Genomic DNA, 26,742 nt, shown 5'->3' with positions numbered 1-26,742 from the left:
TTTTATCTTTTAAAGTTGGCAAACCTCTTGCTATTTGCTTAAAATCGATATAAATTCCATTCTATTAGGTCCTGAAATTTGTTAATGATTCGCTCTTGGCTTAAATTTGCTGCCCTAAACTATAACTAATGAGTTCACTGATTAAATCGTCCATAGCCCGGAAGGTGGTAATGGCACTTTCGGGTCTTTTTTTGGTATTGTTTTTGGCACTTCATGTAACCATTAATTTCACCTCCGTAATTTCGCCCGACACTTTTAACCAATGGTCCCATTTTATGGGATATAATGGATTAGTGCAATACATAATGCAGCCCATTTTAATACTTGGTGTTATTGTGCATTTTGTAATGGGAATAGTTCTTGAGTTTCAAAATATGGGGGCGCGGACAATTAAATATACCAAATTCAATGGTGCTGCGAATGCTCCATGGGTTTCACGGAATATGATAATAACCGGCCTTGTTGTGCTTGCCTTTCTCGGTTTGCATTTCTATGACTTTTGGATTCATGAAATGACCTATAAATATATAGAGGTTAATCCTGAAGATCCTACACGCTATTATCGTGAAACCGTGGAAAAATTTGCTCCCATTTGGAGAACAGTCATTTATGTAATTTCTTTTGCATTACTAAGTCTTCATTTATGGCATGGCTTTGCTTCATCTTTTCAAAGTATGGGAGTAAACAATAAATATACACCATCTATCAAATCATTTACTAAAATCTATGCAATAGTAATTCCCTTGGTATTTGTCTTTATTGCTATATATCATCATCTTAACCCAATAACGCATTAATTATGGGCATTCTAGATTCAAAAATTCCATCAGGGCCATTGGCTGAGAAATGGACAAAACATAAAAATGAAATAAATTTAGTAAACCCAGCCAATAAAAGAAATATTGACATTATTGTCGTGGGTACTGGTCTGGCCGGTGGTTCTGCTGCTGCTTCTTTTGCAGAACTAGGGTACAATGTTAAAACATTTTGTTACCAGGATTCTCCCAGAAGAGCGCACTCTATTGCCGCACAAGGCGGAATAAATGCTTCAAAGAATTATCAGGGAGATGGAGATAGTGATTACAGACTATTTTACGATACCGTAAAAGGTGGTGACTACAGGTCTCGTGAGGCCAATGTTTATCGTCTAGCAGAAGTATCTGGTAATATTATTGATCAATGTGTTTCTCAGGGAGTGCCCTTCGCCCGTGATTATGGAGGTCTTTTAGATAACCGATCTTTCGGTGGAGTTCTGGTTTCCAGGACTTTTTACGCGAAGGGTCAAACAGGTCAGCAACTTTTATTAGGTGCCTATGCTGCAATGAACCGGCAAATACATCGAGGCAAAATTAAATCATATACAAGACATGAAATGCTTGATTTGGTTCTTGTTGATGGCAAAGCCAGGGGGATTATTGCAAGAGATCTGGTCACAGGAGAAATTGAGCGTCACTCTGCTCATGCGGTTGTAATAGCTTCTGGTGGATATGGTAATTTATTTTTTCTCTCTACCTATTGTATGGGGGCCAATGTAATGGCTGCATGGAGAACACATCGCAGAGGTGCATTCTTTGCAAATCCCTGCTACACGCAAATCCATCCTACATGCATCCCGGTTTCAGGAGAACATCAGTCAAAACTTACTCTAATGTCTGAGTCTCTTAGGAATGACGGACGTATATGGGTGCCTAAAAATTTAGAGGATGCTAAGGCCATCAGGGAAGGTAAATTAAAGCCAACGCAATTAAAAGAAGAAGACAGAGATTATTATTTAGAACGCAGATACCCTGCATTTGGAAATCTCGTACCACGGGATGTAGCCTCAAGGGCTGCTAAGGAACGCTGCGATGCCGGATATGGTGTAAATAAAACCGGAGAAGCAGTTTATCTCGATTTTGACGCGGCAATCATGCGATATGGAAGTGAAAAAGCACTTACAACCGGACTAAAAGATGCGGACGATGCCCACATTAGAAAACTTGGGGAAGAGGTCGTGGAAGCCAAATATGGCAACTTGTTCCAGATGTATGAGAAAATTGTGGATGAAAATCCATATAAAACCCCTATGATGATATACCCCGCTGTGCATTATACGATGGGAGGCCTTTGGGTTGATTACAATTTACAGACAACTATTCCAGGATGTTATGCCGCAGGCGAGGCCAACTTTAGTGACCATGGAGCAAACAGACTTGGAGCTTCCGCTTTAATGCAAGGTTTGGCAGATGGTTACTTTGTGCTTCCATACACCATAGGTGATTTCTTAGCCGATGACATCCGTACAGGACCTATACCAACGGATACCGAAGAATTTGATAATGCCGAGAAGGATGTTTTAGATAAGATCAATAGATTAATGTCTGCAAAGGGAGTTAATTCCGTTGATTATTATCACAAAAAATTGGGCAAGATCATGTGGAATAATTGTGGTATGTCTCGTAATGCAGAAGGATTGAAGGATGCTATTAAAGAGATAGCTGCCTTGAGAAAAGATTTTTGGGAGAATGTAAAAGTCCCTGGAGCTGCAGATGACAAAAATCAGGAATTGGAGAAAGCCGGACGTGTGGCAGATTTCTTAGAAATTGGAGAACTTTTTGCGATGGATGCCTTGGTACGGAATGAGTCTTGTGGAGGTCACTTTAGAGAAGAATACCAAACCCCTGAAGGAGAAGCATTACGTGACGATGAAAATTTCAAATTTGTGTCGGCCTGGGAATATAAAGGAGAACCAAAAGACGCCAAATTGCATAAAGAGAATTTAGTTTATGAAAATATTGAAGTAAAGACGCGTTCCTATAAATAAAAAGCTATGAAGATTTATCTTAAAATATGGCGTCAAAAAGATGCTTCCTCAAAAGGAAAAATAGTAGACTATACCATGGATGGGATTGAAGGCGACATGTCCTTCCTTGAAATGCTGGATATATTAAATGAGGATTTAATTTCAAAAGGTGAGGTGCCTATCGAATTTGATCATGATTGCCGCGAAGGTATTTGCGGGACATGTTCTCTTCAAATTAATGGGCGTCCGCATGGTCCTGACAGGCTTATCACGGTATGCCAACTGCATATGCGTAGTTTTAAAGATGGTGACACCATTGTAATTGAACCCTTCAGAGCCAAAGCATTCCCGGTTATCAAAGATTTGATTGTGGATAGAAATGCGTTCGAACGCATTCAGCAAGCCGGTGGTTTTATTTCGGTTAATACTTCAGGTAAAACTGTTGACGCAAATAACATCCCGATAAGAAAAGAGAATGCAGATAAGGCATTTAACGCGGCGGCTTGTATTGGCTGTGGAGCATGCGTGGCAGCTTGTAAAAATGCCAGCGCAATGTTATTTACTTCAGCTAAAGTATCCCAGTTTGCACTATTGCCGCAGGGACGTGTTGAAGCTACAGAACGCGTGCAAAACATGGTGCGCCAGATGGATCTGGAAGGCTTTGGAAATTGCACTAATACTGGTGCTTGTGAGATAGAATGCCCAAAGGGAATTTCATTGGAGAATATTGCCAGAATGAACAGGGAGTATTTAAGTGCCTCTATAAAAGGTTAATTTAGAAATGTACATCTTTATAGAATCCCGGGTAGTATTATCCGGGATTTTTATTTGGAATAATGCCCTGCCTTTTTTACTATTTTTACCATAACTATTATCCTATGAAGTCATCTGCACACAATATTAATTCAAAATTACCAGAACTGCCGGAATCGATATTTACTACAATGAGCCGACTTGCAAAAGAGCATGATGCTATTAACATTTCGCAGGGTTTTCCCAATTTTGAACCAGATCCTGTACTCATTGAATTGGTTGCGAAAGCAATGAAAGACGGGTATAATCAATATGCGCCTTTAGGTGGTATCTATCCTCTTAAAGAGGTTATAGCTGAAAAGATCTCTCTTTTGTATGGGACTAATTATCATCCACAGTCTGAAATAACCTTAACGGTAGGAGCTACTCAAGCAATTTTTACTGCTATTTCTGCAATGGTCTGGCCAGGTGACGAAGTAATAGTGCTTAAACCGGCCTATGATTGTTATGAGCCAGCAATTAAAACAAATGGGGGGATTCCTGTTTTAATTCAGTTAAGGGGAAAGGATTATGCCATAGACTGGGATGTATTTAAAGCACATCTCAATGACAAAACCAGGATGGTGATTATTAATACACCACATAACCCAAGCGGGATGGTATTTTCCAGTTCTGATATGTTACAACTCCAAAGTTGTCTTAAGGATACAAATATTATCTTGTTAAGTGACGAAGTGTATGAGCATATAGTATTTGATAGTAACACACATGAAAGTGCTTCCAAGTACCCTGATTTAGCATCTCGAAGCTTTGTTTGTGCCTCATTTGGTAAAACTTTTCACGCAACCGGATGGAAAATGGGTTATTGTGCAGCGCCTGCAGAACTAATGAAAGAATTTCAGAAAATTCATGAATTCAATGTGTTTTGTGTTAATCACCCATTTCAGCGGGCACTGGCCGAATATCTGAAAGAACCTGCCCGCTATTTGGATTTAGGCCGGTTTTATCAGGAAAAACGCGATTTGTTTTTAACAGCAATCCAAAATTCAAGATTCAAGTTTACCCCAACCCAGGGAACTTATTTTCAACTATTGGATTTTTCAGAAATCAGTGACGAAAGCGATGTTGCTTTTTCAGAAAGACTCACTAAAGAGTTCGGGATTGCAACTATCCCAATTTCAGTTTTTAATAGAGATCTTGTAGATAATAAACAGATTCGGATTTGTTTTGCAAAGACTCCTGAAACTCTTTTAAAGGCAGCCGAAATTATAACAGCAATCTAGCCTGCTGTTTATTAAATAAAATTGCAGTAACATTATTTCTAATCCATGGCATCCTGTATCAGGTCCATAAAATCTCCTATCTTGGAAGGTTCCAGCCATCTTGTGACAACTACAAGGCTATTGGCCTTGTCGATAACAATAAAATTACCCCCAAAACCTGCGGCGTAATAGATGTCTTCTGAAAGTCCCTTCCATTGCCGATCTCCCTTTTGATTAAGCCACCACATATAACCATAGTTAGGATTTGGTGCCGAAGGTGTAATTGCCTCTTTTATCCAGGCCTCACTAAGAAGCTGTTCTGAGTTCCATTTTCCATTATTAAGAAATAGCAGGCCAAAACGAGCCATATCTTCAGTACTTATAAAAATCCCGGCCCCTGAATGACCACCCCCTGTAACGGATTTCATTTTTATTCCGTCAATTACAGTCCAGGCATTGTCATAACCATACCACCGCCAGGTAGTTGAAGCACCAATTTTATCCATTAAATACTCCTTAAGTACAGCAGGAACAGGCTTTCGCCATACATGAGTCAATGCATAAGCCAATACATTTACGCGTACATCATTGTACTCCATTACTGTGCCCGGTTCATTGAGTTTTCTGAATTTCCAATCGTCCAGTCCTCCCTCTTTCGGGGGTCTGTCTGCCCAATCCTTGCCTCCCCACAGTTCTCCGGACCAATCTGAGTTTTGTTGTAATAAATGCTTCCAGCTAATTTTGCTATTATGTTCTCCCGCAAATGTACCATCCCAGATATAAGAAGAAACCTTGTCGTCTGTGCTTTGAATTAGATGATTGTCTACTGCAAGGCCGGCTACCGTAGATAAAAGACTTTTGGTAACGCTAAAAGTCATATCTACCCTTTCTATATCACCCCATTGTTGAATAATGTAACCGTTTTTCAATATTATCCCTGCCGGACCTCCTCGTTTTTTAGTAGGACCTGAAATTTGATGAAATGGTTCGTGAGCAAATCCCTTTAAAATTGCAATGCGCAAATCTCTTGACCCCGAATATTCGTTACTTTTCGCAAAATTCACTGCTTCGTTAAGTTTCTTTTCATTGAGTTTAAAAGCGGATGGGGGGCGTTCTTGCCAGGTAGCATTTCTTTCTGGAAAATAATACGCCTCCTGACTTATTGCAGTATTTATTGAAAATAACAAAAAAGCTGAGGCAAGGGTTTTTACTTTCATTGTTCATAAATTTATTTTTCCAAGGTAATCAAATTCAGCTTCATTAGCCAATCCATTTGCTTATCGCTGCCTATGTAATAAGGGTGTTCTCCGAACCTTATAAATCCATTATTTTCATAGAATCTGATTGCTTTATTGTTCTTCTTCCAAACTCCGAGCCAGATGTAACTTTTGTTTTTGTTAGTCGCAATACGCTTAATATGATCCAGTATAAAATGCCCTATCTTATTTCCCTGAAATGCGCTTTTTACATAAATTCTTTCTAGTTCGATAGAATCTTTATCCTTTACATCTCCCTGGGCTTCATTTTCATTTAATTTAAAATATCCTATTGGCTCATCTTCCAAGTGAACCAGGTAAAAATGCATCTGAGGATCTTCTAGTTCATTTAAAAGTTGTTCTCTGGAAAAAGCTTTTTCCATATAGGCTTTAAAATCATCAGGGGTATTTTGCTTTTCAAAGGCTTCAATAAATGTCTCTCTGGAAATGGAAATAAGTTTATCTAAGTCGGTATTAGTACATTTTGCCAAATGAAGATTCATGCCGGTATATAATATCCACGAAAATAAAAAAAGGAGTAAAACATATTGCTTTACTCCTCTCAATTTATTCTGATATTATGTACTAAAACATAAACAATTTTCTGGTCAGCATTATAATACCGCTAAAAAACTCGTTTCGGTAAACCTGGATTTCTTCTTCAATAGGTCTGTGGTTAATTTGTGCGTCCATAGCTTTTAAAATTTAATAAAATATGATTTGGGGTTGAAAAATTATGAGTTAAAGATAATGTGTAAGATTCAGGACTCTAAAAATTTGTTGTGAAGCATCTCCAAATTGTTGTGAAATAAGTAACTAATTTCAATATGTCGATAAAGTGTATAATATGATCGTTAAACGGTCATCTCTGGAATATCACCTTCAACAATTAAAGACCCCTCTGTTGCTTGTTTTATAGTATCAATAGTTACACCGGGTGCCCTTTCAAGCAAACGGAATCCTTTAGAGGTAACCTCCAGAACACCAAGATTGGTAACTACTTTTTTTACACATCCCACCCCGGTAAGAGGCAGTGAACATTTTTTTAACAGCTTTGATTCGCCCTTTTTGTTAGTATGCATCATGGCAACAATAATATTCTCTGCCGATGCAACAAGATCCATTGCTCCACCCATACCCTTAACCATTTTCCCGGGTATTTTCCAATTTGCAATATCCCCGTTTTCAGCTATTTCCATAGCCCCAAGAATAGTAAGGTCAACATGTTTTCCACGGATCATTCCAAAACTAGTTGCAGAATCAAAAAAGGAAGCACCAGGCAATGTTGTAATGGTTTGTTTCCCAGCATTGATAATATCGGCATCTTCTTCACCTTCATACGGGAATGGACCCATACCTAAAACACCATTTTCGCTTTGAAATTCAACGCTGATATCGTCTCGGACATAATTTGCTACCAAGGTTGGAATGCCAATACCGAGATTAACATAATACCCGTCTTTTACCTCCCTGGCTATTCTTTTTGCAATACCAATTTTATCCAGCATAATATTTTCCTTACTTCGTATTTAGTTCCTCGATCTTACAGTCCGTTGTTCTATTCTTTTTTCATAGTGTTCTCCCTGAAAGATTCGTTGTACAAATATCCCCGGAATATGAATTTCATTTGGATCAAGACCTCCGGCGGGCACCAGTTCTTCCACTTCTGCAACTGTTATATTAGCTGCACCGCACATACAGGGATTAAAATTACGGGCAGTGCCCTTGAAAATTAAATTTCCCGCTTCATCACCCTTCCAGGCTTTAACGAATGCAAAACTGGCCTCAAAGGCATGCTCCAGAACATACTTTTTACCATTAAAGTCCCGTGTTTCCTTGCCCTCCGCTACTTCTGTCCCGTAACCTGCGGGGGTATAAAACGCCGGAAATCCGGCTTGAGCAGCTCTGCACTTTTCCGCAAGGGTCCCTTGTGGTGTTAATTCAACTTCCAGTTCTCCGCTCAACATCTGCCTTTCAAATTCCTCGTTTTCGCCAACATAGGAGGAAATCATTTTTTTTATCTGATGCTTTTGTAACAACAGGCCCAAACCAAAATCATCAACACCCGCATTGTTGCTTATACAGGTAATATCTTTTATCCCCAGGCGAACAAGCTCCGAAATTGCATTTTCCGGTATTCCACAAAGACCAAAACCTCCCAGCATAAAGGTCATTCCGTCTTCTACTCCAAGTAATGCCTCCTGCACATTGGCCACCGTTTTACGTATCATAAGCTAATAAATATGGTTATTTCCTATAGCTACTAAAATACATTTTTAAATAAAAAAACCCGCTTTTTAGCGGGATTAGTTTAAAACGAAATGTCTTGAAAAAGATTGATAATTATTAAAAATCCAGATCATCAAGGTCATCATCGAGATCATCGTCTAGTTTATCTTTCTCAATTGTTTCTTCAGTTTCTTTTGAGCAATCAACACTAATGGTCAGCTCTTCCGGGACCGGAAATTCCTCCATAGAAACTCCTAATTCCTCATCTGCATAATTACTTTTCATGTATAAAGCCCAGATAGGCAATGCCATTGAAGCTCCCTGGCCATAAGTTATTGTTTTAAAATGTACTGCCCTTTCGTCACCGCCAACCCATACACCGGTCACCAGATTGGGCACCATTCCCATAAACCAACCGTCACTTTGATTTTGTGTTGTTCCGGTTTTACCGGCAATCGGGTTTGTAAACTCATATGGATAACCTGTGATTATTTCTTTATATACCGTTTGGTCTATATTGGAAGAATGCCTTAGCCTGGTCCCTGAGCCGCCTTTTGTAACGCCTTCCATTAAGTTTACCATTGCATAGGCTACCTCTTTGCTTAGTACATCTTTTGTTTCGGGAACATATTCATATAGTACTGTGCCATTCTTATCTTCTATTCTGGTAACCATAACCGGCTTAACAAAAACACCTTGATTAACGAAAGTCCCATAAGCTCCTACCATTTCATATACATTAAGATCAGGGGTTCCCAGGGCAATTGAAGGCACCTCAAGCATTTCTCCTTTTATTCCAAGGTCCTTGGCAATGGCTACTACGGGTTTTGGCCCCACCCTGTCAATTAATTGCGCAGTAACTGAGTTCACCGAGTTTGCAAGGGCTCGTTTTAATGTATACATATTTCCGGAATATTTACCATCGGCATTCTTAGGACACCAAGGCTCCGGATTGCCATGTTTTCCCGCTTCAATACAATATTGACTATCAGGCAGTGAGTCACAGGGGGATAATCTTAATTGATCTATAGCAGCGGCATATACAAATGGCTTAAAGGTTGAACCGGCCTGTCTAGCCCCCTGTATAACATTGTCGTATTGAAAATGTTTATAGTTGAGTCCGCCTACCCAAGCTTTAACGTGACCTGTTTGGGGTTCCATTGACATCATTGCAGCCCTTAAAAAGGTTTTGTAATACCTTATGGAATCTAAAGGGGTCATAATGGTATCCTTCTCCTGGGTTTCCCTATTCCAGTCAAATACCGTCATTTCAGTTTTTTCCTTAAACGACGCCCTGATCTCTTTTTCAGATTTACCATTGTCACTCATGATGCGCCAACGTTCAGAAGTTTTCATAGCCCGCTCCATAATTCGGTCTATCTCTTCAGTATTCAGTTCCAGAAATGGAGCTGTACTATTTCTTTCCGGTGTATTTTGATGAAAAAATTCTTTTTGAAGTCTCTTCATATGTTCCTTAACTGCATCTTCAGCATTTTTCTGCATACGGTAATCAACAGTGGTATATACTTTAAGCCCGTCTAAATATATATTCCATCGGTCTCTTTCACCTTCAGCTGCCGGTCTTGGGTTTTTGTCAATCCAATCATTAAGAAATCCTTGTAAATACATCCTAAAATAGGTAGCCAAGCCATCTCTATGAGATTCAGGGGTGAAATTTATGTCCATTTTTAAATCCTGCAGGGAATCCTTCTCTTCTTCCGTGATAAAATCGTATTTGGCCATTTGGCCCAGTACCGTATTACGTCTGTTTAAAACGAGTTCTTCTCTTCTTATAGGATTATATAGCGAAGAATTTTTTAGCATCCCAACCAATACTGCAGACTCCTCGGTCCTAAGATCCTTAGGTTCCTTGCCAAAATAAATTCTGGAAGCAGAACGTATTCCGTCTGCATTGTTTATAAAGTCATAGGTGTTTAAATACCAGGCAATAATCTCTTCCTTGGTATATTGTCTTTCCAGGCGTATTGCGATTACCCATTCCTTTACTTTTTGAATGATTCTGCCCGGAACCCCGCCGGATATTCGTTTGGTAAACAGTAATTTAGATAATTGCTGAGAAATGGTACTGGCGCCTCCTTTCGCTCCTAGAAATACCATAGCTCTCAAAGTGCCTCTCGCGTCTATCCCTGAATGTTCAAAATATCTTGCATCTTCTGTTGCAACTAATGCATTAACCAAATTTTGGGGTAACTCGTCATAAGAAACCGGAGTTCTGTTATCATCTAAATAAAACTTACCAAGGGTTTTACCATCTGAAGAGATGATCTCTGTAGCTAAATTTGTTTGCGGATTTTCTAGTCGTTCAAAAGTTGGCATTTCTCCAAAAAACCCCCATGAAGCCAAAAGAAAGATCAAAAAAATCATAAATAGTCCTGAAGCAAACAGAATCCAAAACCATTTTATAAACTTAGAAAAATTGGAAGAAACATTTTTTTTCCGGGCTTTTGCCATAACTTATTTACGCTTTTCAATTAAGAAACCAACATCAGTGATGCCTTCCAGTTCCATGATCCCATCTGCGTTTCCATTTTTTCGCATAGCATGGGAAATTTGTAAAGTATATACGCCCTTAACGGGAAAAATGATGTTTTCCTTATACCAAAGTTTATTTTCTTTTATACTACCATATCCTTTCCCCAGCCATTTTCCATCTGGCATAGCCATTTCATACTCCAGAGTATCCCTTTGGACATCACCATTTGGGTACTTCAGATCTGCTATTAAAAATAAATTGCTGTAAGGAAAAGTATCATCATTTCTTATGGAAATAAATATGTCTTTTGGGTTAATGGTGTCATTTTCTGTGAAACTGAATTCCTTAGTGTCACTTTTGGTCCATATTCCACCAGGATTTGGCTGAAATTCTGAATGAATCAAGTTATTATTACATGCCCAAATAAATAAAACCAAAATTGAATAGAAAATCCTCTTAGGCATTTTTAGCTGGTCTTTTTCTGTTACTACTTCTCTTTTTACTCTTGCTTCTCTTATTTTTCCGCTTCGGACGATCGAACCTGGTGAGACTATCTTGCCCTACAACATTTTCAAAGATTAACTTCTCATCCTCAAAGTTTTCAACGGCAAACTCCTCAAGGCTCATTACAGGTTTTTTAGCTTTATTCATATCCAGTATCTCCTGAACCTGTTCTTTTGTGAGTGTATGCCAATTAGAAGGATCATCCTTATAGGAGTACCACAATAGTCCTTTAAAAATATCTGTTTTTTGACAAAAGGCTATTCCTTTTTCAGTGAATAATTTGCTGTCATTAGAAGGGAAATCTTCCAGGGCCTCTAAATAAAGATCCAATTCATAATTTAAACAACATTTCAGTTTCCCGCATTGGCCAGCTAATTTTTGTGGATTAAGTGAAAGCTGTTGATAACGTGCTGCGGAAGTACTTACCGAACGGAAATCTGACAACCAGGTTGAACAACATAATTCCCTCCCGCAAGAACCAATACCTCCTAAACGCTGCGCTTCTTGTCTATAGCCAATTTGTCTCATTTCTATGCGAATGCCAAAGGCCTTAGCCATATCCTTAATCAATTGTCTGAAATCAACACGTTCTTCCGCAGTATAGTAAAAAGTTGCCTTGGAACCATCTCCCTGAAATTCTACATCTGAGATTTTCATTTGTAATTTTAACAAAATTGCCATTTCACGAGAGCGTTTCTTTATCTCTTCTTCTTTCGCCCGGCATCGCTGCCATTTGTCAATATCTTTTTGAGTTGCCTTGCGATAAATTTTCGGGATTTCATCCTGAGAATCGGAAACTTTCTTTCGCTTCATCTGTACCTTAACCAATTCTCCGGTTAATGTGACCATGCCAATGTCATGGCCAGATTTAGCCTGGGTGGCGACAATATCACCTATGGATAAGGAAATATTTTCTGTGTTTCTGAAAAACTCTTTTCTACTGTTTTTAAATCGAATTTCAACACAATCAAATGGCTGAGAACCACTTGGCAGAGACATATTAGAAAGCCAGTCAAATACAGTCAACTTATTGCAGCTATCTGTGCCGCAAGTCCCATTATTTTTGCATCCACGTGGCTGTCCATCCTTGCCGGTTGAACAACTGTTACAACCCATATTTTATATCTTGGTTTAGCAAAACCAAAAGTGGGATCTGCTAAAAAAGGTTCATAATTAATTATTGAAGGTAAAGATAGTACTTTTTTGCTCCGATGGAAAGTGAGAAATATAGTGTGAAATTAATCCATCTTCTTATCTTATAACAAAGAGGAAAGATTTAAAACAAAAGTGTGAAAATCTTCTGTGCTAATGACCAGGAAAAAATCTGCATGGTTATTTTTTAAATTTCAATACTTCTGATCTGCCTTTCTTGAAAATTTTATTGCTAACCACTTTCCCCTTTCTAAGTTTTTTTTGTTCTTCAAAAGGTAATTCATGAATTTCTTTACAGTGGTCCGAACAACAGTTATTCATTTTATCAGCACAAGATTCACACTGAATAAAAAGAAGATGGCAAGCCTCATTGGCACAGTTAACATGGGTGTCACAAGATTCTCCACATTGATGACATACGGCTATAATATCCTCTGTTATTCGTTCACCTCTTCTGTGATCGAATACAAAATTTTTGCCCAGAAATTTATTTTCCAGATTCTTAGCTCTTACCTGGCGGGTATATTCTATAATCCCTCCTTCGAGTTGAAATACATTTTTAAATCCTTTATGCCTATAGTAGGCACTCGCCTTTTCACATCGGATTCCTCCCGTACAATACATGACCAGGTTTTTATCTTCCTTGTAGTCAGACAAATCCTTTTCTATAATATCCAATGAGTCTCTGAAGGTATCCACATCGGGTGTAATTGCATTTTTGAAATGGCCAATTTCACTTTCATAGTGATTTCGCATATCAACCAATACCGTATTCGGGTCGTCTATTAACTCGTTAAAATGAGTGGCATCTACATGTATTCCTTTTTTAGTTACATCGAAAGTGTCATCATTTAAACCATCCGCTACAATTTTTTTTCGAACCTTAATCTTGAGTTTCAAAAAGGACTTATTATCCTGCTCTATGGCAATATTAAGGCGAACATTTTCAAGAAATGTAATAGAATCTATATGAGCTTTGAACTTTTCGAAATTATCTGCCGGAACAGACAATTGGGCATTAATGCCTTCCGGCGCCACATAGATCCTTCCCAGAACATCCAGTTCATTCCAATGAATAAATAAATAATTCCTGAATAATTTTGGATTAAGAATATGTGCGTACTTATAAAAAGAAATCGTCAGACGTTCTTTTCCGGCTTCCTCAATAAGGGTCTCCCGTTCTTTAGCACTTAATGTATTGTACAGTTGCATGCTATACTAATTATTAAGTTTAAATAAATAATAGTATGCAAAATTAAACATATTCCGCTTTGGCACAAGAGAAAACCAATTGATTTTGAGGCTGATAGTCCAAAATATTACGGAGACAGGCCGCTCCAAATAAAAAAGAGCCTTGAATTTTCAAGACTCTTTAGGGGCCACTCCTTAGTAATTTTCTCTTTCATAGATTAACCTAAAAGGATGTGGTCACCATTGCCCAAAGTTCATTGGAACGATGGAATATTTTGTGTTTAAGTACGAACACTTACACCTGAGATGCGGGAATACCAAAAAGGTTGCTTTTGACATTGTTATATGAAAAAAGAAATGGTAATTTAGCTTTCCTAATTTTATAGAAAATCACAAATGAGCAACAATAAAGACGCAAAACTTAAAGCATTAAAACTTACACTAGATAAACTGGATAAAACATATGGCAAGGGCGCTGTCATGAAAATGGGCGACTCTGTTGTTGAGGATGTAGAAGTTATCCCTTCTGGTTCACTTGGTTTAGACATTGCTTTGGGTGTTGGCGGATATCCTCGTGGAAGAGTCATAGAAATATACGGCCCTGAATCCTCTGGTAAAACCACACTTACTTTACATGCCATAGCTGAAGCTCAAAAAAATGGTGGTATTGCAGCATTTATTGATGCCGAGCATGCATTTGACAGGTTTTACGCCAAGAATTTGGGCATCGATATTGACAACCTTATTATTTCACAGCCCGATCATGGTGAACAGGCATTAGAAATTGCCGATAATTTAATTCGATCAGGTGCGATAGATATAGTGATCATAGATTCAGTAGCAGCTCTAACACCAAAAAGTGAAATTGAAGGTGAGATGGGAGACTCTAAAATGGGTTTACACGCCAGATTGATGTCACAGGCACTTAGAAAATTAACAGGCTCTATCAGCAAAACTCACTGTACGGTTATTTTCATAAATCAATTAAGGGAAAAAATAGGGGTTATGTTTGGAAATCCGGAAACCACTACCGGGGGGAACGCCTTAAAGTTTTATGCTTCGGTGAGACTGGATATACGCAGATCTACCCAGATTAAAGATACAGAAGGTGCTGTCCTGGGGAATAAAACCAGGGTGAAGGTTGTCAAAAATAAAGTGGCTTCTCCTTTTAAAACCGCAGAATTTGATATAATGTACGGTGAAGGCATATCTAAAGTTGGTGAAATTCTGGATCTTGGAGTACAGTATGAAATTATTAAAAAGAGTGGATCCTGGTTTAGTTACGGAGACACAAAACTTGGTCAAGGAAGAGATGCGGTTAAATCCCTTCTGGCGGATAATCCGGAACTGCTTGAAGAATTAGAAGGTAAAATAAAAGACGCAATTAATACCGTAAAAGTATAATTTAGAATTTCATCTTTCCTATATTATTGGGTTTATAAGCAACCTTTGTCTGAACTTATCATCTAATATTAAAGATTTTAATAGATGATTATGAAAAGAGTAGTTTCCCTGTTTTTCGTATTATTCATATTTGTTTTGTCTTCTTGCAGTTTGAGCGATGATGAACCAAATTATTATTTTATTCCTCTCCAGGTAGTAAGTGCGGAATTGCCCGTATCATTTACACTGCATGAGACCTATCAAATTAATGTAACTTATTTATTGCCTAATGGCTGTGCCTCTTTTGAGGGTTTTGACGTAACCCCAATTGCAGAAACAACAAGAAATGTTGTCCCAATAGGATCTCAGTTTGATGATCCGGAATGCGTGGATGGAGGGGCTGAAGTAGAAGGTTCATTTAACTTTGTCTGCCTTTATACAGATACTTACCTCTTTAGGTTCTGGACAGGAGAAGATGAAAACGGCGAGCAAGAATATTTGGAAATTGAAGTGCCTGTAACCCAATAATCTACTATTTTAGGTCTGTTAATCTAACCAATATTTTGAGTCTGAAAGAACTCATACATAATTGTAAAAGAGGAGATAGAATAGCGCAGGAACAATTGTATAGAAATTATGCAAAAATATTGTTCGGTATCTGCCTTAAATACTCACGCAATAAAACGGAGGCTGAAGATAATCTCCACGACAGTTTTATGATTATATATGATAAAATTGGTCAGTATAAATTTAAGGGCTCTTTTGAAGGCTGGATAAAAAGGATTACTGTTAATACGGTACTGCAGAAATATAGAAAGGAAGAATATCTGAAAGTAGTAAATGATAATGTCGCAGAAGAAACCGAAAGTGATTCAGATTTCCTGGATATTGAACTCCCCACACTGCTGCGATACATACAGGAACTTCCTAATAAATATAGACTCACCTTTAATATGTATGTCCTTGATGGGTTTACGCACAAAGAGATAAGTGAACAATTAGGGACTTCAGAGGGAACATCAAAATCAAACCTGGCCAGGGCCAGAATGATTTTAAAAGACAAAATAAAGAAAGAAAACATAAATATCGCTTAATTACCTAAGCCATGAAAAAAGAAAATATTGATAAATTGTTCCAGGAGAAGTTGAAAGACTTCAATGAAGTTCCGGATGAAAAAGTCTGGAAGGATATTGCTGCCTCACTGGATAAAAAGAAAAAGTCGCGTCCTATTATTCCTCTTTGGTGGAAACTAGGAGGCGTAGCGGCCATTTTAGCCGTATCATTTTACGTTTTTAACCCTTTTGAAGGTGCTCAAAAGACAGAACAAATAATCACGGATGTTGAAAGTTCTCCTTCCCTGGATAATTCAAAGGTAAAAGATGTTGAACCTATTTTGTCTGACAAGGATAATGAAAATGGAAGTAGTGTTGTAACATCATCTGATGTGCTAAAAGAAGAAAAAAATTCAGCTCCTACAAGTAGCAACAACAGGGCCGCCAAGGTATTACCAGATGTTGAGACTTCTGTTGTTGCGACAACTGAAAATAACAATTTAGAAACAGAAGAGAATACAAATAATACCAGGCCTTCAGACTCAGAAATAACAGTTGCAGCTGATCCTTCAGAACGAACAGCCGGCGATACCAAGAAAGATGAGGCAAGCAAAACAAATAAGGCTCAGCAGAATCCTAAAGATGAAAATACTGCTATCGCCGCCAAAATAGATTCCCCTGATAAAGATCCTATAGCTGCTAAGAGCGAGAAGGCTACTATCCAAACCGAAACTGGTCTCAAAGAAACTGCAATCGCAAGTGGTGCAGGTAATTTAATTGAGGAAAAAGAGGAGGAAGATGTAAAATCAGATAAGGGTAAAAAGTCTATTTACGACGAAATTGAAAAATCTCAGGAGACACAAGTAGCTGAAAATATTAGCAATAGATGGTCTGTTGGACCAACTTTAGGGCCGGTTTATTTTAATTCTTTTGGAAATGGTTCGCCAATTCATTCCAATTTCGTGGCTAATTCAAAGAGTGGCAATGTAAATCTTAGTTACGGCTTAAGGGTCTCGTACGATATTAGCAAAAAGCTAAGCGTTCGCTCAGGACTCAACAGAGTGGACTATGGCTATGACACAAATGAAATCTCTTTTTCGGCTTCACTTACGGCATCAACGAATGATCAAATAGATAATATAAATTATGCGTCTACTTCAAGAAATTTAGTTGTTAGAAATATGGAGGACAGCAAGCTTTCTCAGCAGACAATTAGTTTGGAATTTACCGCTCAAAGTCCTGCGCGTAATGGAAGAATGATTCAGGATTTTGGTTATATAGAATTGCCCTTAGAATTAAATTATGCCTTACTTGACCGGAAATTTGGAATAAATGTTATAGGCGGATTAAGCTCACTTTTCCTTGTTTCTAATTCGGTTGTTCTTGAGGCTAATGGAAATACTGTTGAAATGGGTGAGGCAAATAATATTAATGATTTGAATTTAAGTACGAACATTGGTTTTGGACTAAATTATAAATTTTCCCCAATGTTACAATTGAACCTGGAACCGATGTTCAAGTATCAATTAAATACGTTTACACAAACAGCAGGAGATTTTCAACCATTCTCTATAGGGGTCTATACCGGTCTTAATTTTAAATTTTAAACCCTTTAATAATTGAATAGCCTACTCTCCTTAATGAGTAAAATGGAAATATTAAACGAGCATTACACAAGAGAAATTAAGTAATTCTATTTTAATACCATTTGGTATATGGTGTTATTTACCGCATTTATGGGATATTTGGCTCCTCTTGTAGCTCCTTTAGCATTATTGTTCTCACTTGTTCCCGTAATTCGGATTTCTGATTTTCTTTCAGTCCTTTTGTGTCGAAAAAAGAATGGACCTTTACTCTTAAAATGCCCGGACCTTCGCTGAAAAATGTGAACGGAAATCGTTTTTTGTTGTCATAAAAAGTAATTGGAACTACGGGAATATCATGGGCTATTGCCATTTTAAAGGCCCCATCCTTAAATTTATCGAGTATTATGTTCTCCTCGGGCACACCTCCTTCCGGAAAAATGCAAATACTAAGTCCTTGATTTAATCTTTTCTGTGCCCTTCTATAAACTGCACTCCTGCTTCGGCTGTCTTCCCTGTCAACCAGTATACAAACACGTTTATAAAAAAATCCAAAAACCGGAATATTTACCAACTCCTTCTTGCCCACAAAAACAAACGGATTCTTACTGGTTTTTAACATCATCATTATATCGAGCATACTGGTATGATTGGCTACTAACATATAACTTTGGCCTTTTACCAGCTTTTGCTCATAGGATATTCGTGGAAAGCAAAACATCCCGTAAATAATAAAATTTGCCCATATATTTCGAGCCAGCCAAAAAAATTGAGAATATGTCCTTTCTGATAAGGTTGTTAAAAGAAGTATTGGGAAAAAGACAAAAATTGGAAGGCTTACCAGGATATAGAACCAAATACGATAGAGAACTTGTCCCAATTTTTGCAGAAGTAAGCGCATAAATCAAAAATAACAATTTTAGCAGGGTAATCGTATTTCTTTTACTTTTGCCCCTGTAATATAAATCAAATGGCAAGAATTTTAACTGGTATACAAAGTACAGGAATTCCCCACCTTGGAAACATACTTGGCGCAATTATACCTGCGATAAACATGGCTAAAGATCGTGAAAATGACTCTTTTCTGTTCATTGCAGACATGCACTCACTTACTCAAATAAAAAATGGGGATGAGTTAAGACACAACACCTACGCAACTGCTGCTACCTGGTTAGCTTTCGGGCTTGATATTGAAAGTACCGTATTTTACAGGCAGAGTGATGTTCCGCAAGTAACACAACTGGCATGGTATTTAAGCTGTTTTTATCCTTATCAACGTCTTACCCTGGCACATTCTTTCAAAGATAAAGCAGACAGGCTGGGAGACGTCAATGCGGGGTTATTTACCTATCCTATGTTAATGGCCGCTGATATTTTGTTATATGACGCCAATATTGTGCCGGTTGGTAAAGATCAGTTACAACATATAGAAATGACGCGAGATGTTGCTTCGCGGTTTGAGGCTCAAATGGGTGAGACATTTGTAATGCCGGAGGCACAGGTACAAAAAGATACAATGTATATTCCGGGGACGGATGGGGCGAAAATGAGTAAAAGTAAGGGTAACCTGATTGATATATTTCAACCTGATAAGAAACTGCGCAAACAGGTAATGCGTATTATTACCGATAGCAAATCACTTGAAGATCGCAAAGACCCTGAGACGGATACCACATTTGCATTGTACAAAATTTTAGCCTCGGACGATCAAATTAGCGAAATGCGCGCAAATTATCTAAACGGAAATTATGGTTACGGGCATGCAAAACAAGCTTTGTACGAATTAGTCATTGAAAAGTTTAAATCTCCCAGAGAAAAATTCGATTATTATATGAACCACCTTAATGAGGTAGATGATGCATTATCAATTGGTGCAGAAAAGGCCAAAAAAGTGGCAAATTCAGTTCTCGAAAGAGTTAGGAATAAAGTAGGCTACTAGATTTCTTATTACTGACCACCTGGTTTGTAATTCAGCTTTTTATCCAATAGAGAATCCTTCTAACCTAAGTCCAGTTAGTGCATTTTATCGATAAACGTACTAAATAGAAGGTTTGGGCATCATACATTTGAAATAAACAAACTACCCGGTCTAATTAAAACTAAATAGCTTCATACTCTTTCCCGGGCAAAGGTCGTATCATTCCTTTCATTTCCATGGTCAAAAGACTGGATACGGTTTTAAATACCGGCAAGTGACATTCCAAAGCTATTTGATCTATCAATTGACGCCCATCTTTCTGCAAAAAGGAATAAATTATTTTCTCATTCTCATCCAATTCCACAAAAAGCTGTTTTTGTACAGGCGCAGTATTTGATTCTTCCAATTGCCAATTCATTAAATAAATAAGATCTGCTGCTGAGGAAAGCATATGTGCTTTTTGCGCCTTAATCAGATTATTGCATCCTAAACTATATTTATCCTTTACTCTCCCAGGGACTGCAAATACGTCCCGATTATAATTATTTGCCATATCTGCTGTGACGAGACTACCTCCCTTTTCTGCAGATTCAATTACTATTGTTGCCTCGCTAATACCCGCAATAATTCTGTTTCTTTTCAAAAAATTCTCTCGATCCGGGTTACTTGTACTCCAGAATTCAGTCAAAAATCCACCATTTTTACTTATTTCATCAACATATTTAAGATGTGCCTTTGGATATATTTGATTCAATCCATGCGCAACACATGCAATAGTCTGAAGCCCGTGTTTCAGTGCTGCTCGTTGAGCGCAAATATCAATGCCATAGGCAAATCCACTTACAATTACGGGATTCAAAGGCGCTATATTTGCTATGAATTCTTCACAAAAGTCCCTCCCATAACTTGTGCTATTCCGTGTACCTACTATGCTAATTATTTTTCTGTTTTCGAGCTCAATATTGCCCTTTTTGAATAGCAGAATCGGGCCATCAACGCAATGTTTTAGGTATTTTGGGTAATCAACATCCATAAAGTACGAATAGGATATTCTGTTTTTAAGAATAAATTCATATTCTTGTTCTGCTGCCTGAAGATATTTTCTGTTTTGAAGTCCTTTTAAGGTTACAGTACCAATTCCCTCAATTTTTGCCAGATTTTTCATTTTATCTGTAAAAACTGCTATTGGACCGCCACAATGAGTAATCAGCTTTTTAGCTGTTATATCACCAATATGAGGGATATTTTGCAATCTAAGTGCTGCAATTAACTCATCCTTAGTCATTTATAAAATAGTTTTAGTTATTCACAAATTACACAAAATATTATGTTAATAAAAAATTCTCTTCTCTAGTTTGAAGCCCTTTAATTTTTTTTGATCTTTGTGCAAATGGGAATTGAGAACCACATTCAACAACTTTTATATCGTTACAACTGCGTTGTTGTTCCGGATTTTGGTGCATTTTTAACTCAAATGAAATCTGCATCAATTATAAAGTCTACCAATACCTTCTACCCACCATCAAAGCGAATATCGTTTAATGAACAATTATCCTCCAATGATGGTTTATTAGTTTCATATATGGCTAATGCCGAAAATAAGTCATATGAGGATATGCTGAAGTACACCCTGGATGTAGCTAAAACATGGAAAAAACAATTGCATTCGGGAGAAAGGCTTAAAATATCATCCATAGGTGAGTTATGGTTAAACAGGGAAGGTAAATTGCAATTCCAACCTTCGAACGAAATAAATTATCTTACCTCTTCGTTTGGGCTTTCATCCTTTGTATCCCCTGTGGTTACCCGTGAAGCTCTTAAAGAGCAAGTAGAGGAGTTAGAAGAAAAGATTCCATTTATTATTACACCCGAACAGCGAAGAAAAAGTTCTTTCAGGCCCTATTTAAAGTATGCCGCTATACTATTACTGGCCTTAGCGACAGGTATGACAGGATATAGGTTTTATGGTGAGATGCTTAACAAAAAGCAAGTTGTTCTCGAGGAAGCGCAAAGCCTTGTTTCCAAAAATATTCAGGAAGCCACATTCTTTAACTCAAAACCGCTTGAATTGCCTGAACTCAAGCTCAATGTAACTAAAAAAAGCACCGGTAATCACCATATAATCGCAGGAGCATTCAGAATAAGGCAAAATGCTGATAAAAAGGTGATTTATCTAAGAAAAAAGGGCTATGATGCGAGGTATCTTGGTGTTAATAGTTATGGTTTGCACCAGGTTACTTACGGAAGCTATGAAAACCCTGAAGAAGCTTTAATTTTTCTAAGGCAAGTGAAACGGACAGAATCTGAAGATGCCTGGATGTTGTCTACAAAATAGTTTCTTTCTTTTTCTTCAATACAATTGCTGCGTATCTTTGAAAAAAAATCAAGATGCAGCCAAGAAAACCCAGTGATTCAAGAACTATAATGACGGATATGGTTTTGCCAAGCGAAACTAATCCGCTAAATAATCTTTTTGGTGGTGAATTATTAGCCCGCATGGACAGGGCTGCCAGTATAGCTGCAAGAAGGCACAGCCGCCGTATTACAGTAACAGCATCTGTCAACCACGTCGCTTTTAATCGTTCCGTACCATTGGGAAGTGTAGTTACTGTTGAGGCCAAAATATCCCGAACCTTCAGAACATCAATGGAAGTATATATTGATGTCTGGATGGAAGATAGATTTAGCGGGGAAAGCACAAAAGCAAATGAAGCCATTTATACATTTGTTGCAGTGGACGAAACCGGTAAGCCAACTGAAGTTCCTCCCATAATCCCCGAGACAGCGCTTGAATCTGAACGTTTTGAAGGTGCATTGCGAAGAAAACAGCTTAGTTTAGTACTTGCAGGTAAAATGAAGCCCAGTGAGGCCACTGAACTACGGGCCTTGTTTATTAAAGAATAGTTGGACGCCGGCACTTGGTTTCAGAAATCAAAATTGTTTGGATCCGGGCCAAAGCGTTGCCTTCTGTCTAAGCTATCCAAATTAACCATATCATCAGGGCTTAATTCAAAATCGAAAATATTGGCATTTGCTACAATTCTTTCACGCTTTGATGATTTAGGAATGGTTATAACCCCTTTTTGCAAATTCCATCGCAAGACTATTTGGGCAACGGTTTTATTGTAATTTGCGGCAAGTTCTTTAAACACATCAATTCCAAAAATCCTGCCTTGCATCATTGGAGACCAGGCTTCATACTGAATATTCTTTGATGCACAAAAGTCCAACAGGTTCTGTTGTACCAAATATGGGTGAAATTCCATCTGATTAACCATAGGTACCGTCTTTGCCGTATCCAGCAAATCCTCCAGGTGATGTTTCATGAAATTACTAACCCCAATAGCTCTAACCCGCTTTTGCTCGTAAAGATATTCCAAAGCTTTCCAGGTATCTTTATATTTTCCTTCAACCGGCCAATGTACCAGGTAAAGATCTAAAAAGTCCAGATCCAGTCTATTGAGGCTTTTGTCAAAAGCCTTCAGGGTGCTATCATAACCCTGGTCGGAGTTCCATACTTTACTCACAATAAAAATATCCTCCCTAGGCACATCACTTTCCTTAATACCGGCCCCTACACCTTTTTCATTGTTATAAATAGAGGCGGTATCTATATGACGATATCCTGCCTCTAATGACCATTTTATCGCATTTATTACTTCTCTTCCATCTTCAGAAAGGTAAACACCTAAACCAAAATAGGGCATTTTAACGCCATTGTGCAATGTAAATGTGCCCTTAATGTCTGTTATTGAACTCATATTGTTACTATTAAAGCCGGTAAATCCATTCTTCAGGATTTAATCTTGTAGCATCCTTGTAGAGATAAAATTTCAACTGCGTCAGACCATTATACCGATTAGTATATATTTCTCCTAATTCTTCTTTTAAACTTACTTTATCTCCCTTTTTTACATACAAATTGGAAAGGTTGTAATACGTGCTTATGAAGTTCCCATGTTTAATCTGAACACCTTTATTGCCTCCTGGTACTGCCAGAATAGCAATAACTTCCCCTTCAAAAACAGCACGTGCAGTAGCCCCTTCATCTGTAGCAATAATCACCCCATTGCTCTGATGTTTAATCCCGGGGTATACTGCATCTTTGTAGACACCAAAGCCCTGTTGCTTTATTCCTTTTTCAACAGGCCAGATAAGTTTTCCCTTGTTTGCAGAAAAGTTATTTGCAACCAATGTCGCTTCCGGTGTTAAAACAAACTTATTTGATGATCCCTTTTTCCCGGCCTTTTTATTAGAAGCTGCAATGGCACTTCGGATTAGCCGTTCAATTTGTTTTTCTATTTGACGTGCTTCCTGCTTTTTCTTCTTAATTGCAGAAGCATATTTACTTTCATTTTGCCTTATAGACTTTAAGAGTTCTTTTTGAGCTGTTATCTCAACTAGCAATTCACCTTTAGCCTTTAAATTCTCGGCTAGCAAAACCTCCTTTTCCTTTCTTTGGTTTGTTAAGTCATTATTTAATTGAGTAAGTTCCTCTGTTTTCCTGACAATATCCTCTCCCTGTTTTTTTCTAAACTCAGTATATTGTTTCAGGTATTGTAATCTTTTAAATGCCTGATAAAAGTTTTCTGAAGATAAGAGAAACATCAGCCTGCTTTGTTGGGACCTATTCTGATATGATTTTTGGATCATTTTGGCATATTCTTCTTTCAAAGCCTCCAAATCTTCCCGAAGCTTAGATATATTTCGAATATTTGCATTTATTTGCCTGCTGAGAAGGTTAGCTTGTTGATTTGTAATACGGATCAATTGCTGTCTGACATTAATCTTCTGATCCAGTACTTCCATTTGATCGAGAACCGTTCCTTTTTGTTTTTTTTCAGCAAATAACAGCCTGTTTATGTTCTCTATATCTTTTAGCAGCTGCTCTCTCCTGGTTTCTAATGCCTTTTGTTCGTTGGTTTGCCCATATGCATTTGAACCCAGTACGGCTAAAATAATAAATAGTATATATGCAGAATATTGCCTTGCAATTCTCATTTTACTTCAAAACTATTTCTTCGAATCCTTTTGGTATTCTATAGGGAAAATTCAATGTTCTATTAAACTCAATATTCCTGAATTGTATGTCAATATTGGTAGTTTGATCAGTATCAATTGCTATAATCTGAATTTCTTCCGGTAGGATTTGGCTATTTTTTTCCTGGTACGATTTATAATAAATCTCTAAAAGTCTGCCTTTCCATGGCTGAGATAATTGCTGGGTAGCAATTTTAAAATTCTTTGGTTCAATTAAGAATAGCATTTTGAACAGGTCCCCCATATTCTTAGGCTTCAGTTCATAGTATTCGTCTGTGGCAAGGGAAATATATTTCTGTTCCCGCAAATCAAATAATGCTTCCCCCAGTATTAGATTCTGTATTTTGTTGAAATCTAATTCAGTTCCCAATAGCTTGCTCAAATAAGCAAAGTCTCCGTCAAAATACTCATTCTGAAGTTTATTATAAAAAGTAACCCTTTTAGGGGTAATTAATGCCTTTACAACGCCTAATGGAGCACTCATCCAAATTGCCTTATCCTTCTCAACTCTCAGGCTTACATTAAAACTTTGAACAGCTCCCCCATCATTATATGCCACTTTCATCCTACCGCTTATAGTTCTGAATTCTAATTGATTTTTATAATGATTTTTGATTATTGCCTTAGTGGTAAGTCTTTCATCTACTTTGCCTGTTGCAACGACCTTACTTGTTTTGCAAGAGAAGGAAAGCATTGCCAATAAGGCAATAATGATCCATCTATTCCATCTATAGGTATTGCATTTCATTAGATCAGGAGCCAGATTTGATTTTACTAAGATACATATTTGCCTTTGATGAGTTCCCTAAAAATGTATATGCATTGGCCAACTCTTTATATATACTATTTCCCAATTCGTTATCTTCTATAAGAAAATCGAGTGCAGTTTCCAATTCCCTTATTGCTTCTTTCTGTTTTCCACTTCTATTGAGGCCCATCCCCTTAGCAAAATAAAAATAGGGTTGAGACGGAAACTCTTCCAGTGCTTCCTCTGATTTAATAACTAAAGAAGGATAATCCTCATTGCTTATTAATTCGCCAATTTCTTTCTTATATCTCAAAAGTGGGGTCAGATCCGTATTTTGCTCTAATGGCGCTTGTTTTATATGATCAACTCTGTTCGCATTATCTATAGAATCTTTGATCTTCTGTGCAAGTGATTTTTTAAACGAAGAGTCTTTCATTCCTTTTAGAATATTTAAAGACTCCTGAAATTTCTTTTTTTGAAAGTAAATAACAGCAAGGTTTTCTGTCAGTTTATCATTATCAAGCGCAAGTTCATCTTTGATTGTCTCAATAGATCTCCCTTGTTTGTCCATTATCTCCACTAAAACATTTAAATACCAATAGTTCTCTGGTCTGGCATTTAAAGCCTCTATGCCGTATTGTTGCGCTAGTATGGGTTGCTTATTTGCTAAATAAGAATTAGCTAGTTCAAAGTCAACCACATTGCTTGTACTGTCCAACCTTTTACATTCAAGAAAGAGGTTAATAGCTTTATCGTAATTTTCTATCCCCTTTTGCTTCAATGCTTCAAAAAACGCTTCTTGAAATTCGTCTGTATAATCCTCTAAATATACTTCGGCGCTTTCTTCCTCCTGGGCATAGTTCAGTTGTGAGAAAATAAATATTCCCAAAAAATAAATAATATATTTAAGCCTAAAGTTCATATAATCAGACTACTTAAATCCTAACCACAAGATTATTCCTATTTTGTTCCGGTACTCCCAAAACCACCTTCTCCTCTGGCAGTTTCAGTTAAGCTTTCCGATTCAATCCATTCCGCTCTTTCATGTGCGGAGATAACTAATTGTGCAATGCGCTCACCGTTGACGATGGTAAATTCTTCATTGGATAAATTAACAAGAATCACGCCAATTTCTCCCCTGTAATCTGCATCCACAGTACCAGGGGCATTGAGCACTGTAATTCCTTTCTTAGCCGCTAAACCGCTTCGGGGTCTTACCTGTGCTTCATACCCGACAGGAATTTCCACAAATAGCCCTGTTTTAACCACTGCTCTTTCCAATGGATGTAATGTAATTGATTCGGATATATTAGCCCGAAGATCCATCCCCGCAGAAGCCGGGGTTTCATATTCCGGTATTGAGTGATCTGATTTATTGATGATTTTTACTTTCAT

26 protein-coding genes are annotated in these 26,742 nt (G+C 37.7%); 11 read left to right on the top strand and 15 right to left on the bottom strand.

Annotation, left to right across the window (positions count from 1 at the left end):
- The first annotated feature begins 128 nt into the window (after positions 1-128).
- The 4 genes from Q0X89_RS01140 to Q0X89_RS01125 all read left to right on the top strand — a co-directional run bounded on the left by Q0X89_RS01140 (position 129) and on the right by Q0X89_RS01125 (position 4,818).
- Complete coding sequence (locus Q0X89_RS01140) at positions 129-797, top strand: succinate dehydrogenase cytochrome b subunit (protein ID WP_297690773.1); 669 nt, start codon at positions 129-131, stop codon at positions 795-797.
- A 2-nt stretch (positions 798-799) separates the two neighbouring features.
- Positions 800-2,803, top strand: a complete 2,004-nt coding sequence (locus Q0X89_RS01135; RefSeq protein ID WP_297690772.1) for a fumarate reductase/succinate dehydrogenase flavoprotein subunit — start codon at positions 800-802, stop codon at positions 2,801-2,803.
- A 6-nt stretch (positions 2,804-2,809) separates the two neighbouring features.
- Positions 2,810-3,556 (top strand): succinate dehydrogenase/fumarate reductase iron-sulfur subunit, encoded by a 747-nt coding sequence (locus tag Q0X89_RS01130; RefSeq protein WP_297690771.1) that lies wholly within the window; start codon positions 2,810-2,812, stop codon positions 3,554-3,556.
- 104 nt (positions 3,557-3,660) lie between these two features.
- Positions 3,661-4,818, top strand: a complete 1,158-nt coding sequence (locus Q0X89_RS01125; RefSeq protein ID WP_297690770.1) for a methionine aminotransferase — start codon at positions 3,661-3,663, stop codon at positions 4,816-4,818.
- 38 nt (positions 4,819-4,856) lie between these two features.
- On the opposite strand, the gene Q0X89_RS01120 is transcribed toward Q0X89_RS01125, so the two are convergent.
- The 8 genes from Q0X89_RS01120 to Q0X89_RS01085 form a co-directional block, all read right to left on the bottom strand.
- Complete coding sequence (locus Q0X89_RS01120) at positions 4,857-6,014, bottom strand: serine hydrolase (protein ID WP_297690769.1); 1,158 nt, start codon at positions 6,012-6,014, stop codon at positions 4,857-4,859.
- An 11-nt stretch (positions 6,015-6,025) separates the two neighbouring features.
- Positions 6,026-6,556, bottom strand: coding sequence for a GNAT family N-acetyltransferase (locus tag Q0X89_RS01115; protein ID WP_297690768.1), 531 nt, complete (start codon positions 6,554-6,556; stop codon positions 6,026-6,028).
- Between the two features lie 351 nt (positions 6,557-6,907).
- Entirely contained in the window at positions 6,908-7,561 is a 654-nt protein-coding gene (locus tag Q0X89_RS01110) for a 3-oxoacid CoA-transferase subunit B (RefSeq protein WP_297690767.1), read from the bottom strand.
- A gap of 21 nt (positions 7,562-7,582) precedes the next feature.
- Positions 7,583-8,284, bottom strand: coding sequence for a CoA transferase subunit A (locus Q0X89_RS01105; RefSeq protein ID WP_297690766.1), 702 nt, complete (start codon positions 8,282-8,284; stop codon positions 7,583-7,585).
- Between the two features lie 115 nt (positions 8,285-8,399).
- Positions 8,400-10,754 (bottom strand): transglycosylase domain-containing protein, encoded by a 2,355-nt coding sequence (locus Q0X89_RS01100; protein ID WP_297690765.1) that lies wholly within the window; start codon positions 10,752-10,754, stop codon positions 8,400-8,402.
- A 3-nt stretch (positions 10,755-10,757) separates the two neighbouring features.
- Complete coding sequence (locus tag Q0X89_RS01095) at positions 10,758-11,240, bottom strand: gliding motility lipoprotein GldH (RefSeq protein ID WP_297690764.1); 483 nt, start codon at positions 11,238-11,240, stop codon at positions 10,758-10,760.
- A complete protein-coding gene (locus Q0X89_RS01090; protein ID WP_297690763.1) occupies positions 11,233-12,396 on the bottom strand; it encodes a regulatory iron-sulfur-containing complex subunit RicT in 1,164 nt (387 codons plus the stop codon). The genes Q0X89_RS01095 and Q0X89_RS01090 overlap by 8 nt, the downstream gene beginning before the upstream one ends.
- A 216-nt stretch (positions 12,397-12,612) precedes the next feature.
- On the bottom strand, positions 12,613-13,644 hold the full coding sequence (locus Q0X89_RS01085; RefSeq protein ID WP_297690762.1) for a rhodanese-related sulfurtransferase: 1,032 nt from the start codon (positions 13,642-13,644) through the stop codon (positions 12,613-12,615).
- A 375-nt stretch (positions 13,645-14,019) separates the two neighbouring features.
- On the opposite strand from Q0X89_RS01085, the gene recA reads away from it, so the two are divergent.
- The 4 genes from recA to Q0X89_RS01065 all read left to right on the top strand — a co-directional run bounded on the left by recA (position 14,020) and on the right by Q0X89_RS01065 (position 17,665).
- A complete protein-coding gene (recA, locus tag Q0X89_RS01080; RefSeq protein ID WP_297690761.1) occupies positions 14,020-15,027 on the top strand; it encodes a recombinase RecA in 1,008 nt (335 codons plus the stop codon).
- 90 nt (positions 15,028-15,117) lie between these two features.
- Positions 15,118-15,534 (top strand): hypothetical protein, encoded by a 417-nt coding sequence (locus Q0X89_RS01075; RefSeq protein WP_297690760.1) that lies wholly within the window; start codon positions 15,118-15,120, stop codon positions 15,532-15,534.
- Between the two features lie 35 nt (positions 15,535-15,569).
- Positions 15,570-16,100: a sigma-70 family RNA polymerase sigma factor gene (locus Q0X89_RS01070; RefSeq protein WP_297690759.1), complete on the top strand. Its 531-nt coding sequence runs from the start codon at positions 15,570-15,572 to the stop codon at positions 16,098-16,100.
- Positions 16,101-16,111: 11 nt separating this feature from the next.
- Complete coding sequence (locus tag Q0X89_RS01065) at positions 16,112-17,665, top strand: outer membrane beta-barrel protein (RefSeq protein ID WP_297690758.1); 1,554 nt, start codon at positions 16,112-16,114, stop codon at positions 17,663-17,665.
- A gap of 127 nt (positions 17,666-17,792) precedes the next feature.
- Here Q0X89_RS01065 and Q0X89_RS01060 read toward each other — a convergent pair whose 3' ends face one another.
- Complete coding sequence (locus tag Q0X89_RS01060) at positions 17,793-18,542, bottom strand: 1-acyl-sn-glycerol-3-phosphate acyltransferase (protein WP_297690757.1); 750 nt, start codon at positions 18,540-18,542, stop codon at positions 17,793-17,795.
- A gap of 69 nt (positions 18,543-18,611) precedes the next feature.
- Between Q0X89_RS01060 and trpS the strand changes: the two genes are divergently transcribed.
- Positions 18,612-19,580 (top strand): tryptophan--tRNA ligase, encoded by a 969-nt coding sequence (gene trpS, locus Q0X89_RS01055; protein WP_297690756.1) that lies wholly within the window; start codon positions 18,612-18,614, stop codon positions 19,578-19,580.
- 160 nt (positions 19,581-19,740) lie between these two features.
- On the opposite strand, the gene dprA is transcribed toward trpS, so the two are convergent.
- The gene (gene dprA, locus Q0X89_RS01050; protein ID WP_297690755.1) at positions 19,741-20,844 is read right to left on the bottom strand and encodes a DNA-processing protein DprA; all 1,104 of its coding nucleotides are present in this window, start codon (positions 20,842-20,844) and stop codon (positions 19,741-19,743) included.
- 105 nt (positions 20,845-20,949) lie between these two features.
- On the opposite strand from dprA, the gene Q0X89_RS01045 reads away from it, so the two are divergent.
- Positions 20,950-21,894 carry an SPOR domain-containing protein gene (locus Q0X89_RS01045; RefSeq protein WP_297690754.1) on the top strand — a complete coding sequence of 315 codons (945 nt, stop codon included), beginning with the start codon at positions 20,950-20,952 and terminating at the stop codon, positions 21,892-21,894.
- Positions 21,895-21,947: 53 nt separating this feature from the next.
- Positions 21,948-22,463 (top strand): acyl-CoA thioesterase, encoded by a 516-nt coding sequence (locus Q0X89_RS01040; RefSeq protein WP_297690753.1) that lies wholly within the window; start codon positions 21,948-21,950, stop codon positions 22,461-22,463.
- Between the two features lie 20 nt (positions 22,464-22,483).
- On the opposite strand, the gene Q0X89_RS01035 is transcribed toward Q0X89_RS01040, so the two are convergent.
- From Q0X89_RS01035 to dut, 5 genes are all read right to left on the bottom strand, one after another.
- A complete protein-coding gene (locus Q0X89_RS01035) occupies positions 22,484-23,320 on the bottom strand; it encodes an aldo/keto reductase (RefSeq protein WP_297690752.1) in 837 nt (278 codons plus the stop codon).
- Between the two features lie 10 nt (positions 23,321-23,330).
- A complete protein-coding gene (locus Q0X89_RS01030; RefSeq protein WP_297690751.1) occupies positions 23,331-24,560 on the bottom strand; it encodes a peptidoglycan DD-metalloendopeptidase family protein in 1,230 nt (409 codons plus the stop codon).
- 1 nt (position 24,561) lies between these two features.
- A complete protein-coding gene (locus Q0X89_RS01025) occupies positions 24,562-25,347 on the bottom strand; it encodes a DUF4292 domain-containing protein (protein ID WP_297690750.1) in 786 nt (261 codons plus the stop codon).
- Between the two features lie 4 nt (positions 25,348-25,351).
- Positions 25,352-26,236, bottom strand: coding sequence for a hypothetical protein (locus Q0X89_RS01020; protein ID WP_297690749.1), 885 nt, complete (start codon positions 26,234-26,236; stop codon positions 25,352-25,354).
- A gap of 71 nt (positions 26,237-26,307) precedes the next feature.
- Positions 26,308-26,742, bottom strand: a complete 435-nt coding sequence (gene dut / locus Q0X89_RS01015; protein ID WP_297690748.1) for a dUTP diphosphatase — start codon at positions 26,740-26,742, stop codon at positions 26,308-26,310.

This window comes from uncultured Eudoraea sp. (assembly GCF_947258525.1).
GTDB lineage: Bacteria > Bacteroidota > Bacteroidia > Flavobacteriales > Flavobacteriaceae > Eudoraea.
This window is presented reverse-complemented; position numbering and strand designations above follow the sequence as displayed.